This is a genomic window from Mucilaginibacter defluvii, from assembly GCF_039543225.1.
Lineage (GTDB): Bacteria > Bacteroidota > Bacteroidia > Sphingobacteriales > Sphingobacteriaceae > Mucilaginibacter > Mucilaginibacter defluvii.
The window spans coordinates 930,942-947,947 of sequence record NZ_BAABJI010000002.1 but is presented as its reverse complement, the minus strand read 5'-3'; the positions used below and the strand labels follow the sequence as shown (position 1 = coordinate 947,947).

General features: G+C 43.6%; 16 protein-coding genes. 8 read left to right on the top strand and 8 right to left on the bottom strand.

All coding sequences use genetic code 11. The features are described from left to right. Nucleotides 1-73 precede the first annotated feature (73 nt). The 4 genes from trpD (at nucleotide 74) to trpA (ending at nucleotide 3,731) form a co-directional block, all read left to right on the top strand. On the top strand, nucleotides 74-1,063 hold the full coding sequence (trpD, locus tag ABD960_RS10415; protein WP_345331089.1) for an anthranilate phosphoribosyltransferase: 990 nt from the start codon (nucleotides 74-76) through the stop codon (nucleotides 1,061-1,063). Nucleotides 1,064-1,065: 2 nt separating this feature from the next. After that, nucleotides 1,066-1,686: a phosphoribosylanthranilate isomerase gene (locus tag ABD960_RS10410; RefSeq protein WP_345331088.1), complete on the top strand. Its 621-nt coding sequence runs from the start codon at nucleotides 1,066-1,068 to the stop codon at nucleotides 1,684-1,686. Between the two features lie 5 nt (nucleotides 1,687-1,691). Further along, the gene (gene trpB, locus ABD960_RS10405; protein WP_345331087.1) at nucleotides 1,692-2,873 is read left to right on the top strand and encodes a tryptophan synthase subunit beta; all 1,182 of its coding nucleotides are present in this window, start codon (nucleotides 1,692-1,694) and stop codon (nucleotides 2,871-2,873) included. An 81-nt stretch (nucleotides 2,874-2,954) separates the two neighbouring features. Beyond that, a complete protein-coding gene (gene trpA, locus ABD960_RS10400) occupies nucleotides 2,955-3,731 on the top strand; it encodes a tryptophan synthase subunit alpha (protein WP_345331086.1) in 777 nt (258 codons plus the stop codon). Here the strand turns inward: trpA and ABD960_RS10395 are convergent. From ABD960_RS10395 to ABD960_RS10365, 7 genes are all read right to left on the bottom strand, one after another. After that, nucleotides 3,726-4,346, bottom strand: coding sequence for an L-threonylcarbamoyladenylate synthase (locus tag ABD960_RS10395; RefSeq protein WP_345331085.1), 621 nt, complete (start codon nucleotides 4,344-4,346; stop codon nucleotides 3,726-3,728). The genes trpA and ABD960_RS10395 overlap by 6 nt on opposite strands. Nucleotides 4,347-4,440: 94 nt before the next feature. Further along, a complete protein-coding gene (locus ABD960_RS10390; protein WP_345331084.1) occupies nucleotides 4,441-4,974 on the bottom strand; it encodes a YceI family protein in 534 nt (177 codons plus the stop codon). Nucleotides 4,975-5,180: 206 nt separating this feature from the next. Beyond that, complete coding sequence (sucC, locus tag ABD960_RS10385; protein WP_232178626.1) at nucleotides 5,181-6,374, bottom strand: ADP-forming succinate--CoA ligase subunit beta; 1,194 nt, start codon at nucleotides 6,372-6,374, stop codon at nucleotides 5,181-5,183. A 40-nt stretch (nucleotides 6,375-6,414) separates the two neighbouring features. Then, nucleotides 6,415-7,569: a hypothetical protein gene (locus ABD960_RS10380; RefSeq protein ID WP_345331083.1), complete on the bottom strand. Its 1,155-nt coding sequence runs from the start codon at nucleotides 7,567-7,569 to the stop codon at nucleotides 6,415-6,417. Further along, complete coding sequence (locus ABD960_RS10375; protein ID WP_345331082.1) at nucleotides 7,556-8,074, bottom strand: hypothetical protein; 519 nt, start codon at nucleotides 8,072-8,074, stop codon at nucleotides 7,556-7,558. The genes ABD960_RS10380 and ABD960_RS10375 overlap by 14 nt, the downstream gene beginning before the upstream one ends. A gap of 315 nt (nucleotides 8,075-8,389) precedes the next feature. Next, nucleotides 8,390-9,523, bottom strand: a complete 1,134-nt coding sequence (locus ABD960_RS10370) for an HTTM domain-containing protein (protein WP_345331081.1) — start codon at nucleotides 9,521-9,523, stop codon at nucleotides 8,390-8,392. Further along, on the bottom strand, nucleotides 9,498-10,016 hold the full coding sequence (locus tag ABD960_RS10365) for a hypothetical protein (protein WP_345331080.1): 519 nt from the start codon (nucleotides 10,014-10,016) through the stop codon (nucleotides 9,498-9,500). The genes ABD960_RS10370 and ABD960_RS10365 overlap by 26 nt, the downstream gene beginning before the upstream one ends. A gap of 227 nt (nucleotides 10,017-10,243) precedes the next feature. Between ABD960_RS10365 and ABD960_RS10360 the strand changes: the two genes are divergently transcribed. From ABD960_RS10360 to ABD960_RS10345, 4 genes are read left to right on the top strand one after another with little or no spacing between them, the layout of a single operon-like run. After that, nucleotides 10,244-10,900, top strand: coding sequence for an ABC transporter ATP-binding protein (locus ABD960_RS10360; protein ID WP_345331079.1), 657 nt, complete (start codon nucleotides 10,244-10,246; stop codon nucleotides 10,898-10,900). 1 nt (nucleotide 10,901) lies between these two features. After that, on the top strand, nucleotides 10,902-11,207 hold the full coding sequence (locus ABD960_RS10355; RefSeq protein WP_345331078.1) for a hypothetical protein: 306 nt from the start codon (nucleotides 10,902-10,904) through the stop codon (nucleotides 11,205-11,207). Further along, the gene (locus ABD960_RS10350) at nucleotides 11,197-11,805 is read left to right on the top strand and encodes an HAD family hydrolase (RefSeq protein ID WP_345331077.1); all 609 of its coding nucleotides are present in this window, start codon (nucleotides 11,197-11,199) and stop codon (nucleotides 11,803-11,805) included. The genes ABD960_RS10355 and ABD960_RS10350 overlap by 11 nt, the downstream gene beginning before the upstream one ends. Before the next feature lie 42 nt (nucleotides 11,806-11,847). Further along, nucleotides 11,848-13,368 (top strand): S41 family peptidase, encoded by a 1,521-nt coding sequence (locus ABD960_RS10345; protein ID WP_345331076.1) that lies wholly within the window; start codon nucleotides 11,848-11,850, stop codon nucleotides 13,366-13,368. Nucleotides 13,369-13,421: 53 nt separating this feature from the next. On the opposite strand, the gene smc is transcribed toward ABD960_RS10345, so the two are convergent. Then, a complete protein-coding gene (smc, locus tag ABD960_RS10340; protein WP_345331075.1) occupies nucleotides 13,422-16,961 on the bottom strand; it encodes a chromosome segregation protein SMC in 3,540 nt (1,179 codons plus the stop codon). Nucleotides 16,962-17,006 lie beyond the last annotated feature (45 nt).

Here is a 17,006-nt window from a genome sequence, read left to right as displayed (position 1 = left end):
AAGGCAATTCCGTTTTTGTTTTTTTATAATATTCAGGAAGGGTTGCCACAAGGCAGCCCTTTTTTGTTTTAACATGAAAAAGATATTAAATCATTTATTTGAGCACAAAACTTTTACCCGCGAGCAGTCAAAGGAAATTCTGACCGACATTGCGCAGGGTAAGTACAATACATCGCAAATGTCCGCTTTCATGACGGCCTATTGCATGCGCAGCATCACCGTGAGCGAGTTAGAGGGTTTTCGCGATGCCATGCTGGAGCTTTGCCTGCCAGTTGATATTGAGCACGATACGCTGATTGACCTTTGCGGTACCGGCGGCGATGGTAAGGATACCTTTAATATATCTACCCTGGCCTCATTTGTAGTGGCGGGGGCGGGGTACAAGGTTGCCAAGCACGGTAACTACGGCGTGTCATCGAGCTGCGGTTCATCAAACGTGATGGAATATCTGGGCTACCAGTTCACCAGTGATATCGACACGTTAAAACGTAATGTTGACGAGGCTAATATCTGCTTTTTGCATGCCCCGCTGTTTCACCCGGCCATGAAAACCGTTGCACCAATACGCCGCGAACTGGGGGTAAAAACATTCTTCAATATGCTTGGTCCGCTTGTTAACCCGGCAAGGCCAAAAAACCAGTTGGTAGGTGTGTTTAACCTGGAGCTGGCAAGGGTGTATGCTTATTTGTACCAGCAATCAAAAGCAAAATACACTATTGTAAATGCTTTGGATGGTTATGATGAGGTATCGTTAACAGGCGATTTTAAGACATTCTCGGCTGATGGCGAAAAGATCAACAACATTGAAAGCCTCGGCTTTGAACGTTTGGATGCGGCCGAAATAGCAGGCGGCCACACCGTTGCCGAATCGGCAGGCATATTCAGCGCGGTATTAAACGGCGAATGTACATCAGCACAAAACGATGTGGTGCTATGTAATGCGGCACTGGCAATCCGCACCATCGAACCAGGAAAAAGCTTTGCCGATTGTTATTACGAAGCTGAAGAGGCACTGACAAGCAAAAAGGCCTTGCTAAGTTTTAAACGCTTAATTGAAAACTAAAGGTGAAAATCAAGGTTTGCGGTTTAAGGGAGTCTGATAATGTCAGTGAGGTAGCAGCATTGCAGCCTGATTTTATGGGATTTATATGTTACAACCGATCGCCAAGGTATATTGACGGACTCAAGGCGGACGCTTTAGACCACATACCCGTAGGTATCATCAGAACCGGGGTATTTGTTAACGAGAGCGCTGAGCAGATCAATGCGCTAATTGAAAAATATAATTTTAAAGCCATCCAACTCCACGGCAGCGAAACACCTAAGTTTTGCGCGCTGTTTAAAGGTAAGGTGCAGGTAATAAAGGCCTTTGGGGTTGATGCTGATTTCAATTTTGATGTATTAACACCTTACGAAAATGGGGTTGATGTTTTTTTGTTCGATACCAAAACCGCGGCACATGGCGGCTCGGGCCAAAGGTTTGACTGGCAGGTGTTGAGCAAATATACGTTAGATGTGCCCTTCTTCCTTTCGGGAGGCATAGGTTTGGAGAACCTGGAAGAAGTAAAAACAGTCAAACATCCGCAGTTAGCGGGACTTGACCTGAACAGCCGGTTTGAACTATCGCCGGGTAATAAAGATATAAGTAAGCTGAAACAAGCTTTTGAAATAATTAAGCAACTATAATGCACATGAAATACGGAGTTGATGAACATGGATATTACGGCGATTTTGGCGGAGCTTACATTCCCGAAATGCTGTACCCTAACATAGAGGCGTTGCGCGCGCAGTACTTAAAAGTACTGGATGATGACGACTTTAAGGCTGAGTATGACCAGTTACTAAAAGATTACGTTGGCCGCCCTTCGCCGCTGTACCATGCCAAACGCTATTCAGAAAAATATGGTGCCAATATATTCTTCAAGCGCGAGGATCTGAACCATACCGGCTCACATAAAATAAACAATGCCATAGGGCAAATATTGCTTGCCGAACGCCTGGGCAAAAAGCGTATTATCGCGGAAACAGGTGCGGGGCAGCATGGTGTTGCAACGGCTACCGTTTGCGCTTTAAAAGGGCTTGAGTGTGTAGTATACATGGGCGAGATTGATATGGAACGCCAGGCACCAAACGTTGCCCGCATGAAGATGCTGGGTGCTAAGGTTGTACCTGCCACATCGGGCAGTAAAACTTTAAAAGATGCCACCAATGAAGCCTTGCGCGACTGGATAGGCAACCCGGAAGATACGCACTACATCATCGGCTCCGCAGTAGGGCCATATCCATACCCGGAAATGGTAGCCAAATTCCAGTCTATTATATCTTATGAAACAAAAAAACAGTTGCTGGAGCAAACCGGCAACGAACTGCCGCAATATGTGCTGGCCTGCGTAGGCGGCGGCAGCAATGCTATCGGTATGTTCTACAATTTTCTGGATGATGAATCGGTGAGGCTGATAGCTGTTGAGGCAGCGGGCAAGGGGGTTGAAACCGGTCACTCGGCTGCTACTACATCGTTAGGTAAAGAGGGGGTATTGCATGGTACCCGTACCATTTTAATGCAAACCGAGGACGGGCAGGTGGTTGAACCTTATTCCATTTCGGCAGGGTTGGATTACCCTGGCATTGGCCCGCAGCACGCTCACTTGTTTAAAGTAAACCGTGCCGAATACGTAAGCGCTACGGATGATGAAGCATTGAACGCCGGTTTGTTAGCCTGCCAGTTAGAAGGGATCATCCCGGCAATTGAAAGCGCTCATGCGTTGGCGCACCTCGAAAAAATGACCTTTAACCCCGGCGATAACGTAGTGATCTGCCTGTCAGGCCGTGGTGATAAAGATCTGGATACGTATATAAAGCACTTTGGATATTAATTGATCAGCTTATAGTTGATGGTTCATAGATTATAGCATAAGCGACCATGATCTATGAACTATCAACCATCAACTAAAAACATGAACCGTTTACAAACTCTTTTCGCGAATAAAAAAAGCAACCTGCTGTCTATCTATTTTACTGCGGGTTACCCTGAACTAAACACCACGCTTGATATTGCTGAGGCATTGGAAAACGCCGGGGCGGATTTCCTGGAGATCGGTTTCCCTTACTCTGACCCGGTGGCGGATGGGCCGACCATTCAGAAAAGTTCAGAAAAAGCGCTGGAGAACGGCATGACGCTGAATGTGTTATTTAAGCAGTTAACGCAACTGCGCGAACGTGTAAATATCCCGGTTTTATTAATGGGCTACATTAACCCGATAGTGCAATATGGCATCGAGCGTTTTTGCCAGAAAGCCGCCGAAGTAGGGGTGGACGGCGTGATCGTCCCCGACCTACCTATTTACGAATACGAAAAGCTTTATGCCGACACGTTCAAACAAAACAACCTCAGCAATATATTCCTGGTGACGCCCAATACCAGCGAGGAGCGCATCCGCAAGATAGACGGGCTGAGCAATAGTTTTATTTACCTGCTGTCGTCATCTTCCATAACGGGCAGTACGTTAAATGTATCAACATCTATCGAGGATTATTATAAACGCATCAAGGAGATGGAGCTCGCCAACCCGACCATTATTGGCTTCGGTATATCAAACAATGCATCCTACACCAAAGCTTGCGAGTATGCCAATGGCGCAATTGTAGGCAGCGCGTTTGTTAAGCATTTGGCTACGGATAATTACCTGCAAACCATTCCCGGGTTTATAGATAACATCCGGCCGAAATCATAGATATAGCTCGAGGTCGCCTTTACCTTCGCGGATCACTTCAAAGTCGCCTGAGGTGCAGTCTATCACCGTTGATGCCAGGTTGCCACCGTAGCCACCGTCGATCACCAGGTCAACCAGATCCTCGTATTTCTCGTGGATCAACTCCGGATCGGTAGAGTATTCCATGATCTCGTCCTCATCCTTAATAGAGGTCGACAGGATGGGATTGCCCAACACCCGCACAATTTCACGGGCAATGCTGTTATCCGGCACGCGTATACCTACCGTTTTTTTGTTGGAGCTTAGCAACTTAGGTACGGCATGGCTCGCGTTAAAAATAAAGGTGAACGGGCCCGGCAGCGCCTTTTTCAATACCCGGAACGTGGTATTGTCGATTGGTTTTATATAGTCGGATATATGGCTCAGATCATAGCAAATGAAAGAAAAGTTAGCCTTTTCGGGCTTTATATTGCGCAAACGGGCAATGCGCTCAATAGCTTTATGATTGGTGATATCGCAACCCAAGCCATAAACCGTATCAGTAGGGTAGATGATGATGCCCCCTTTACGTAGCACCTGCACCGCCTGCTCAATGGTTTTTTCGTTCGGGTTTTCGGGGTATATTTTAATTAACATATTAGATAAAGCAAATATATAGCTTAAAAGGTTTTAAAAACAAAAGAGCCACCTGCAAAGCAGGTGGCTCAAATATATATCAGTACGGAAAAAATTATTTCTGTTTTGCAAACTGTACGTTGGCTATCAGTTTAATGTCGTCGCCAACAACAATTGAACCGGCTTCGGTTACACCTTCCCAGGTTAAGCCAAATTCTTTACGGCTTATTTTACCAGTTACTTCAAAACCGGCTTTAGTATTTCCATAAAAGTCGTCAGCCGAGCCACCGAACTCTACATTAAGGGTTACCGGTTTAGTAATGCCTTTAACGGTCAGGTCGCCTACGGCCACATACTCGTCATCACCCTTTGCGGTTAAGCTGGTTGATTTGAAAGTGATTTTAGGATATTGCTCGGCATCAAAAAAGTCAGCGCTTTTAAGGTGACCATCGCGTTGCTCCTGGTTGGTGTCAATTGAGTTAACGTCTAATGAAAATTCAACCGTACCGTTAGCAATATCATCGCCTTCGGTAGTTAAGGTACCTTCAAAATTCTTGAATGAACCTGTTACAGTTGAAATTACCAGGTGTTTAACTTTAAACTGTACTTCTGAGTGGGTAGGATCTAATGTCCAAACTGTAGTTGCCATGATTGTATGTGATTTAAATTTTTATTTACTTATCGATTAACAGAACAAAGATATAAATAGATGTTTAAACATGTAATTATTAATTATCTTCTGACAATCAGCAGACAATGAATGTTTAAACGCACAATATGGAAAATTAGTTTAGGTTTTTTGAACAATAAAAAAGGGGACAAGCGTCCCCTTTATATTCATTGATTAACGAGTTATTAATTCGCTAAAACTTCTTTAACACGCTCGGCAGCTTCTTTCAGCAAAATAGCTGAGAAAACTTTCAGGCCTGAATTGTCAATCAGTTCTTTCGCTTCGGCAGCATTAGTGCCTTGCAAACGCACGATAATAGGCACCGGGATGTTGCCAATTTCCTGGTAAGCGTCAATAACGCCTTGTGCAACGCGGTCGCAACGTACAATACCACCAAAGATGTTGATCAGGATGGCACGCACATTAGGGTCTTGTAATATGATGTTAAAACCAGCTTTAACCGTTTGCGCGTTAGCAGTACCACCTACGTCCAAAAAGTTAGCAGGCTCGCCACCGGCAATTTTGATAATATCCATGGTAGCCATAGCTAAGCCCGCACCATTAACCATACAGCCAACGTTACCATCAAGCTTAACATAGTTTAGGTTTGATTTGCTGGCTTCAACTTCAGTAGGGTCTTCCTCTGAGGTATCGCGCAGGGCGGCGTAATCCGGGTGACGGTATAGTGCGTTATCGTCAAGGTTTACCTTAGCGTCAACGGCTAATATTTTATTGTCAGATGTTTTTAAAACCGGGTTGATCTCAAACATCGATGAGTCAGTAGCGATGTACGCTTTGTATAAAGCCGTGATGAATTTGGTCATGTCCTTAAAGGCATCGCCTGACAGGCCCAGGTTAAAGGCAATTTTACGTGCCTGGAAACCCTGTAAACCCACTTTAGGATCAATCTCCTCTTTAAATATTTTATCTGGTGTATGCTCAGCAACCTCTTCAATGTCCATACCACCTTCGGTTGAGTACATGATGATGTTACGGCCTTTAGCGCGGTCAAGCAATACACTCACATAAAACTCTTTGGTTTCACTTTCGCCTGGATAATATACGTCTTGTGCTATTAATACTTTGTTAACCTTTTTGCCTTCGGGGCCGGTTTGAGGGGTAACCAGTTGCATACCGATGATAGCGCCTGCTTTTTCCTTAACCTCGTCAAGATTTTTTGCCAGCTTAACACCACCACCTTTACCGCGGCCACCTGCATGTATTTGTGCTTTTACCACAACCCAGTCTGAGTTGTACTCATCCTTAAGCTTTTGCGCCGCCTCAACAGCCTGATCAACAGTGTCGGCAACAATGCCTTCCTGAACTCTTACACCAAAGCTTTTTAAGATAGCTTTACCTTGATATTCGTGAATGTTCATGTTCTAAATAGTATTTGCGGTAAATCTACACTTTTTTGCTTTAAATGGTAGTTTGATGATCTATTAAGTTGCTTTTGTGTAATTGTTGTGATAAAATGTCGGCACGGCTAAGTGTAGTCTCTTCTTTTGAATACAGGATGCCGATGAGCATGGTGGTGCAAATCAGCAGCCACAAGCTTACCATCCCGTATAGCTGCATGTTTATACTGTAAGGCAAAAACACAATTCCTATTTTTTCGAAGTTTAATATACTTACAACACGTACGTAAGCGGCATAAATAATGATACCAGCAACAGCTGCTTTAAACCATGGTGTAGCTATCAATCTCCGGACGGTAGCGTAGATGGTGGTATAGTCTATAAATGCAAGGTATACTATTCCATTAACAATAAAATTTATATTAAAAAACAGCAAGTTAACCAGGTGGAAGCCCGCTGCGAGCAAAAGCCAGCTTTGCCATAGTTTGCGAGAATACAGCAGCGCAGCAAACGGCAACAACTCAAAAATAACGCCTGTAATATCCATTGCTTTAAAGACCCAGAATGGCGACATTTTAAGCAGCGGCGCAAGGAGAGGCTCACGCTGATAGTTGTAAAGTGAATTATAAAACCAGCGCGCCGATCCGGTAGTGTTCATATCGAGATTAAGCCAGAAGATAGCTTTCTCAAACGCAGCGCTGAAGTAACCAAAGCAAATTAACACAGCCAGCAGGGCGAGGCTTTTTGAGGTGGAATCATATTTCGAGGCTTTGTCTGGCCATAAGGCCAATCTTTGTCCCCAACCCGAAAATGCCATGCATACCAGCATAGTTGCCAGCAAGATTTCATGGTCAATTTTTCCAAAGGCGTATTGATAGTTTAATACAATTAGTCGGGTAACGGCAAACAAGAGTGTTGCGATACGTGGTTTTATTCCTAAAATGATAGCGATAGGTGTAAGCAGCAGTACAAAATCAGCAATTAGTAGCCAGGCTTTATGCGGAAAGCCTGCTGCAAATAAGTTGATCGGGCTTAGTACGGGGGGCGTAAACAGCGCTAAGGGCAAATCAGCCATCCAGGCGTAATTTATGGTGAGCACTAATAGCAAAAAAGCGCCGGTCAATATCCTGAAAATTGCTAACGAAAAAACGTTCGTCGCGGTTGATTTAACCACCGCGCTCCAAAATTTGTTGGTGATATTATCAATCGAGGTCATAATATTTCTCTTTTTTAAGTTCCCTTTTTATTATTTCTCCGTTAGCGGTTGATATGGTGTTTACATAAGTGCTCACCCGTATTTTCGATGTTTGATAGCCACTTTTGGCCAACCGTTGCTTTAGCCATACGCGCAGCTCTGTTGTGTTTAAGTTAGGCGAATTGCTGCGTTGAAAACGGAAAAAGTGATTTACCAACTTGTACTTGCCGTTAAACAAATGAGGCTTTAACTCTTTAAAACCCATGTTTTTTAGGGTAAGGTTTGTAAGGTAAGCCGCGGGTGCCGGGTGCATAAATTCTTTCGGCTCGATGCGCTTCCAATGGCCATTAGGGTTGATGCCAAACAATTGTTTAAACTCCATTTTAATGCTCCCCTGATGTTTTTTGACAATTTGTGGCCCGGACGGTAATAGTATAGCAGGGTACGGTTCATACTTCATCAGCCTTAAACTGAAAGGGATGATCAGGCAAAGCAGTAACAGAAAGGTGAATTTTGTAGAATACATGGCATGTGTTTAGGTTTAAATAAATTTTACAATTGATCCGGATTTTCGCTATAGCTTTAAAATTACGAATCGTCCGGTGTTACCAAGAATTACTATAAGTCGCAGCAGTAGAACATAAAGTGTCAGAATTTAAATCAAGAAGTGGTATAGCTTATCCTTTGGTTATAAAGAACTTATAGTATAAACTTACAACTTGTAGTTGACGAATGCAAATTATTTTTTCGCAAAAATGAATAATGTGAAAGGGTGTTTCTACTGGAATAATAAGCAAAAAAAGCAGCTGTTAGGCTGCTTTTCTGTTAATTATAAGTATAATTAAGTCAATTGAGGGGAGAGTTCGTCGGCATCCTCATAAACCGTTTGCTCCTTTGATTTAATGATGGTTACGAAGAGAGCGGCACAAATAAGAGCCCATATAACCAGCATACAGTATAAATTAGCGTTACCGTTATCCGGGATGAATATAATACCCACGTTTTTTGACGTCAGGATACTTATTCCCCTAACAACGGCCGCGTAGCCTACAGCTGCCAGGATAAGCGCTTTTGCTAAAAACGACTTGGTAATATTAACTATATAGCTGTAAACGGGTTTGTAGTTGATAAATGCGATATAAACTAACCCGTTACCAATAAAGTTAATGTTGAACAGCAGGTAATTAACCAAGTGAAACGCTGCCGCGAAGAACAGCCATATCCGCCAGGCTTTGCGGGAAATTAGCACTGCAATAATAGGTGTTAGCTCAAAAATTACACCTACAACATCCATAATTTTAAAAAACCAAAAAGGCGCGTTTTTTAGCGCTGGGGCGAGTATTGGCTGGCGTTGCAGGTTGTAAAGGCCGAGGTAAAACCAGCGAGCGGTACCGTTTGAGTTAAGATCGAAGTTTAGCCAATGGATAGCCTTTTCAATACCTGCGCTGAAATATCCGAACCCGATGAGTACCGCTATAACCGACAGGCTTTTTGACGGCGAGTCCCATTTCGTTTTTTTATCTGGAACCAGCGCTAAAGTTTGTCCCCAGCCCGAAAAAGCCATGCATGCCAAGGTGGCCGGTAACATAATGTCGTGGTCTATCTTACCAAAAGAGTATTGGAAGCTGAGCACGCAAATTTTTAGTACCACAAAGGCCAGCGTAGCAAAGCGAGAGTATATACCTAGCACAATACCCACAATTGAAGCCACCATTAAAAAATCAACGGTGACTAAAAACGCCCTGCCCGGAAAATCGTCTGCTAACAAATTCACAAAACTAATTATAGGCGGCGTGTACAATGCCTTTGGCAGATCGGCAATCCAGGTGTAAGTAGGGGTAGTTACAAAAAGCAGGTAAATGCCCATTATCACCCTAAAAACAGCAACAGATTCTACCCCCGTAGCAGTTGAGTTAACAATGGTGTGCCAAAACCGTTCATTAAGGGAATTAATCCAGCTTGTAGTACTTTTCATCCTTAAGTTCTTTTTTTAGAATATTACCGTTGGTTGTTGAAATGACGTTGGAGTAGGTGGCCACCTTTACCTCAGATGTTTGATAGTTGCCGCGTTTTAAGCGCTTTTTTATCCAGTTGCGCAGTTCCGCATCCTCGGCCGCGTTTGAAGAACTGTTTTGCGACCGGTATAGGTAATTTACAATACCGATTTTTCCTTTTAACGGAAAAGGCTTCTGTTTTTTAAACCCCATATTTTTTGATACCAGCTTAGCCAGTTGAATAGCCGACACCGGGTACATGAATGCTTTAGGTTCAACCAATGCCCATTGCCCGTTTTGATTTTTGGCAAACAGCTGCTTGGTCTCAATTTTTGTTTTGCCGTTAACCTGTTTCACGGTTTCTGGTCCCGAAGGGAAAAGAATTGCCGGATAGGGCTCCAGACCGAACAAGCGTAAAACAAACGGAATTAAAAAAATCGCAAATAAGATGCCCGTAAATTTCAGCGAATGCATAGCGTATGTTTAGTTGATTTGTTAGTGCTAACAGAAAATAACACAACAGGTAAGATTAAATGTGTCAAGGTTACTAATGTGTAGATTATCTATAATTATAATTATTTCAAATTTATGAATTAAAATGTATAAATCAAGGCTCTATTTTATGTTTATATTAACAAAAATGAAATTTTACATTTAGTGATTTTATCTTATTAAACAATTATAAAAATTACCTTTGCTTTATGCTTAAAGCGCAGTCTATACATAAAAAATATGGTTCGCTCCAGATACTAAAAGGGGTGGATATAGAGGTAAACACCGGTGAAATAGTGAGCATAGTTGGCGCTTCGGGCGCCGGTAAAAGTACGTTGCTCAATATACTGGGTACGCTGGACAGCCCCGACTCCGGTATCATCCATATAAATAATACCGAGGTGAGCCGTTTAAAAAGCAAGCACTTAAGCGCTTTCCGTAACCGGCATATCGGTTTTATATTCCAATTCCACCACCTGCTTGCGGAGTTTTCTGCTTTAGAGAATGTATGTATACCTTCATTTATTGCAGGTTCATCAAAGCAAGCGGCTGAAGCACGCGCTACAGAATTATTAGAGCGCCTGGGCCTTGCCGACCGTTTACAGCATAAACCCAACCAGCTTTCGGGCGGCGAACAGCAGCGCGTGGCTGTAGCAAGGGCCCTGGTAAACAACCCGGCGTTGATTTTTGCCGATGAACCATCCGGAAATCTCGACTCTACCAATGCCCGTGAGTTGCACGAGCTTTTTGTAAAGTTGCGCCTTGAGTTTAATCAAACCTTCATTATCGTTACCCATAATGAGGATCTGGCAGCACTGTCAGACCGTAAAGTAACCATGAAGGACGGCTTGATACAACAATCGTAAAATGCCATATACTTTAATTACGGCGGCTACCGGCGCACTGGCGCATCAGCTTAAGCAAGCCCTTGGTGACAGCGCATTACTTGGCGATTACAGAGAACTGCCTGCTTTTATGATAGCATCCGGCAAGATGGTGCAACTGCCCAATCCCGCCGCTGCAAGCTATGCCCATCAGATGCTTACATTATGCTTGGATAGGGATATTACGGCTATCTTTCCGTTAGAAGAAGCGGAAGCAACCCTACTTGCCGAAGCGGCCCAATTATTTAACGAGTTTAATATTGTACTGCACCTGCCCGATGACTTATAGTGACATAGACCTCAAAAAACAAGCCTTTATTTTTGAGCTTGATAATGTACTCTATCCTGAAAAGGATTACCTGCTCCAGGTTTACTATCTTTTTGCGGGTATGATAGAATATACCGAACTATGGGACGCTAAGGCCATGACTTCGCTAATGACTGAAACCTATAAAGAACATGGCCATGAAGCGGTTTTTGATGCGCTGAAGCAAAAATTCAACATAGGTGAAAAATACCGCCGCAATTTTGATGATATGTTAATTACATCGAAGCTGCCTTTAAAATTGTTGCTCTTTCAGCGTATGCTAGAGTTGCTGCAGCAAATAGTGGTTGACCGTAAAAAAATATTCATAGTAACCAATGGTAACCCTCAGCAACAGCTTAATAAAATAAAGCAAACCGAATGGAACGGGCTCGAATCATACTTAACCTGCTACTTTGCCGACGAAATAAATGCCAAGCCTGAGCCCCATACCATTAACCAATTGCTTGCCGACCATAATATAGAGCGCCGGCACGCGGTAATGATCGGGATAACCGAGGCCGACGAGTTATGCGCCCAGGCGGCAGGTATCGACTTTATAAATTCATACCGCTTTATGTAACATATTTGCGGATATAACGTTCAGATACTTATATTTAGAGAGATGAAAAAATATATTTACGCCGCCGCGTTTTCTGTTGCCATACTGGCTACTGCCTGCAAAAAAGAGAAAAATACTGACACTGGAGGAGACGATAAAAATACTCCGCCAACAACCGGGTCAACAATAGATAAAGTTAAAGATTCCGTATTGCTGTACGCCCAGGAAGATTACTTGTGGAACGACCAGTTGCCTACATACGATAACTTTAAACCACGTTCGTTCACCGGATCAAATGACCTGGAGGCTCTGCAAAATGAGGTTGATGCGTTGTCGCAATACGCTAAAAATCCATCAACCAACAGGGCATTTGAGTATAATCCCTCAAATCCGGGTACGTCAAAATATTCCTTTATTGATGATGGCACTACCTCAGGCGAATTGGGTGGCCAGGCCAGCGGCGACTTCGGTTTTGAGCCGCGCTATGGCGCTGATGGTGGTTTATATATAAAGTACGTATATGCTAATTCGCCCGCCGGAAATGCCGGGGTGAAACGTGGGTATAAAGTGACGAGGATAAACAATCGTACATCCTGGAACCCGCAATCAAATTCAGACATACAGTTTATTGTAAGTTCATTTTACTCGAGCAACAACATTAAGTTAGGCTTACAAAAGCCCGATGGCTCAACAATCAATATTGATATTAACGCGGCCAGTTACACCATTAACCCCGTGCTGGCTTACAAGGTATTTACGGTAGGTAACAAAAAAATCGGCTACATGGTGTTCAACACCTTTACCTCGCCTGCAAACGCGCAGCCTAAAATAGACCAGGCGTTTACTTTATTTAACAGCGAAAATGTAACCGACTTAATAGTAGACTTCCGTTATAACGGTGGGGGCTACGTGGCAACAGCCGATTACCTGTGTAACCTGATTGTGCCGGCAGCTAAAAATAACCAGGTAATGTACACTTACTATTTCAACAAAGGCCTGCAGGATAATAAGTATACCCTGATCAATAAAAGTGTTTTTGATAATAAGTTAACCGCCGGATCATTCAAACCTGAAAATAACCAGGAGAAATTCAGCAAAAAGGGATCGTTGAATTTGGGTAAAGTGGTATTTATCGTATCGGGCTCATCCGCGTCTGCCAGTGAATTAACCATTAATACGCTATTGCCGCATATGGATGTAAAAATTGTAGGCGAAACCAGCTATGGCAAGCCTGTCGGATTTTTTGCTATTCCGATTAATAAGTACGAACTGTATATTCCGGAATTCGAAACCCGAAACTCAGCCGGTAAAGCTGATTATTACGCGGGTATGGTACCGGGGTCAACTAATTTCCCGGGCGTTGAGGCTGACGACGATGTTGCGCATGATTTTGGCGACGCGGATGAGCAATGCACACAAAGGGCAATTAGCTACATCACTACCGGCAATTACCTGTCATTAGCTAAACAGCAAACCAAGCGTGTAAATGCCGTGCGCATGCTATCGGTTGATCAAACACGGGATTTAGGCTTGAAACTGGAAAGGCCACACTTTAAAGGTATGGTTGCCGAAAGGTTGAAGTAATCAAGTAAAGAGATTTTAATTTATGAAGCGGTGCTGAAAAGTGCCGCTTTTTTTTAATCAACCAGTTCGCGCAGGTCAACCGGTACTACGCGCGATATGCCTTGCTCAACCATGGTAACGCCGTAAATTACATCGGTGCTAGCTATGGTGCGCTTATTGTGTGATACGATGATAAATTGTGAATCTTTTGAGAACGTGCGGATAATGTTGTTGAACTTGTCAATGTTAGTATCATCCAGCGGAGCGTCAACCTCATCAAATATACAAAAGGGGGCAGGCTTTAACAGGTAAAGCGAAAACAGAATAGCTGTGGCCGTCAGCGTTTTTTCGCCGCCGGATAGCTGGTTGATTGATAACGGACGCTTACCTTTTGGGCGTGCAATAATATCAATGTCTGATTCCAAAGGCTTATCCGGATCGGTCAGTATCAGATCGCATGAATCCTGCTCATTAAACAACGAACGGAAAACTTTAATGAAATTCTCGCGCACCATGGTAAATGCCGACATGAATTTTTCCCTCGCGGTATCATCAATCTCCTGAATAGTAGCCAATAGAGACGCCTTGGCATCCGCCAGATCGCGCTTTTGCGATTGGATGAACTCATAACGTTCGTTCATCTCATTGTACGCCTCAACCGCCATCGGGTTAATGGCGCCGAAATCATCCAGTTGTTTCTTTAGTTTATCCGTTTTTTCGCGAAGATCGTTCTCGTTCTCGCCCTCAGGGATTTCTGTTTCAAGCAAATCCTCAATGTCTACATTAAATTCAACGGAGAGGCGCTCTTTCAGGCTGTTTAATTCTATTTTAAGGCTGTTCCGCTTGTCGCGCAATTCATTCTCAATTACTTCGGCATTATCTTTTTTGCGGCGCAAGGCGGCTATTTCATTTTCAGTTTCGGCGATTTTGCCGCGCCAGGCATAATGCTCCTGTTCAGCTTGCTGGGTAGCTTTTTCCAACAGTTCTTTCTGCTCGTACATCTCCAGCAGGTCGTCATCAGAGTGCCCGGTTTGTTGCAGGTTTTCCTGAATGGCCGCCTTAACTTTCTCCAACTCTGTACTGTTTTGCCTGATGCGGGTATCAAGGCTCTCATGTTGCGATTCGCGGTACTCAATATCTTTAAATAAGCCCGACACTTTATTTTGCTGCTGGTGAAAGCGGATATTTTCTTGATTGTAAGCGTTTGACCGAACGGTTACCAATTCATTCAGTTCGGCAAAGTCCGCCTGCTTCTCCAGCATTTGCTCATTCTGTATCTGCTTTTGCGTTTTAAGTTCTTCCAGTTCAGGCTTCAGCTTTAAAATATCCTGTGTAATGCTCGCAATTTTATTGGCGATATCCTGCTTGCGGTTAAGGCTGTTCTCAATAAATGCCTGGTACTGTTCCTGTCGGGTTTTTATTGTGATGAGTTCCGTATTGAGTTTGCTCAGTTCCTGCTGTTGCTGGCGTATCTCGTTAGCTTTCCCGGCGGATTTTAAAGCTACCAGCTTATCCTGTTGATTTTGTAATTCGGCACGACCGGCATTTACCTGCGCATCAATACCCTTAATTTCTTTTAGCAGATTTTCTAAATTTTTAGCCCTGCCAATACGCTTACCCTCAAACAAACCCACCGAACCGCCGGCCATGGTGTATTTGGACTTATTGAACTTACCGCTTTTGCCCAGTAACATCATATCGGCGGGCAACACGGTGTTGTTAATGGCCTGCTCATTATCATCATTTACCAGGTAAACATTTTTAAGCAGATGATTGCATAATGGCTGGTAACGTTTTTCAACTTCGATAACCGATAGGGCAGGTATGTGGTTAGCTGCAGGGTTTGGGCCTACAGCGGTTTCATCACCAAAATTACTCAATATAAAAAACTGCGCCCTTCCGCGTGATGCATTGCTTAAAAGGTTGATGGCTTTAATGGCTTCGTCATAATTTTCAACCACATAGTGGTTCATCAGCGGTTCCAGGTAATTTTCAATAGCTACCCGGTACTCCTCGCGGCAAAACAATACATCACTAAAAAGCGGTGCGTTTTTCGCCCAGTCCGTATTCTTTTTCAGGAAACGGATAGACTCAGGGAAACCCTCCAGGTTATCAACCAAACTTTTGGTTAGGTTGTATTCGTTTTGTTTGGCATCCAAACGGCGTCCCTCGGCGGTTATGGTGTCTTTAAGGGTTGATATGTTGGTCTCTGTTTGCGCTATCTGTTCCTGTAGTTTATTTTCAAAATCAATAGCAGCCTGATATTCGCCTTCCAGCGTTTCTACCCGCGTTTGTAAATTGGCTACAGCCTCATTAAAATGCGATAGCTCGGCTTCTTTATTAGTGGTGTCTTCAATATTACGCTGGCTTTCCTGTTCGAGCGCCTGTTGTTGTATACCGAGAATTTCTAAATCCTTTTCGGTTTTATATACCTGATTTTGCAGGCGGTTGTTAATGCTGGTTAGTTCATTCAGTTCGTTACGTGCTTCGGTTTGTTGCTCACGCAGCTCGTCAACGGCATCTTTCAAATCAGCAACACGACTTTGTATGGTTTGCAGGTTCTCATCTTCCTGCATCTTTTCTTCAGCCAGGCGTTTTAAGTTATACAGCACGTGGTTAAGCTGGCTGCGGTCGCGTTCCAGTTCGTCACTTAGGCGTGCTTCCTTATCCTGCTGAAATTTTAGCTGCTCATTCTTTATTTTCTTTTCACTTTCGTACGCGCGTATCTTAGCCACAAACTCGTTGGTGGTTTTTTGTTGTACGGATAGGTTTTTCTCCTTGGTAATGCTTTCCAGCTTTTGCTGCTGAACAACCGCCTCCAAGGTATCTATTTGCGTTACGATGCCCGATTTTTCAACACGGTGCCTTTGCTCTTCATCCTCAATACGCGCCAGCGATTCGCTGAACGACGCTATGCGAAAGGATGCCAGCGTAACGCTTAACGCTTTATACTGATCGCGCAGGCGGTAATAACGCTCGGTTTTTTTTGCCTGGTTTTCAAGTGTTTTTAAGTTCTTCTCTATCTCGAAAAGCAGATCATCAACCCGGGCGAGGTCGGCTTCGGTATCACGGAGTTTATTGAACGTCTGTTTCTTACGTAGTTTATATTTCGATATGCCAGACGCTTCCTCAAACAAGTTGCGGCGTGAGCCTTCTTTGTTGGTGATGATCTCATCTATCATCTTTAGTTCGATAATAGAGTAGGAGTCGGAGCCAATACCTGTGTCTAAAAACAGGTCGGTAATATCTTTCAAACGGCACTGCACATCGTTCAGGCGGTATTCGCTGTCGCCGGTGCGGTATAATTTACGGGTTAGCGTTACCTGTGAAAATTCAGTGGGCAATACATTTTTGGTATTATCAAACGTGAGTGATACCTCTGCAAGGTTAGCCGCCTTACGGTTTTTGGTGCCGTTAAAGATGATGTTCTCCATCTTTTCTGACCGCAGGGCACGGGTGCTTTGTTCGCCCAATACCCAGCGTATCGAGTCGACGACGTTTGATTTGCCGCAGCCGTTGGGGCCAACAATCCCGGTAACACCATCATTAAAGTTGATGGTGATCTTATCGCCGAAACTTTTAAAACCTTTAATTTCTAACCGTGTAAGCTGCATGCACCTTTTATTCCCGCTAAGGGGATGATATAAAAGTGAAATATA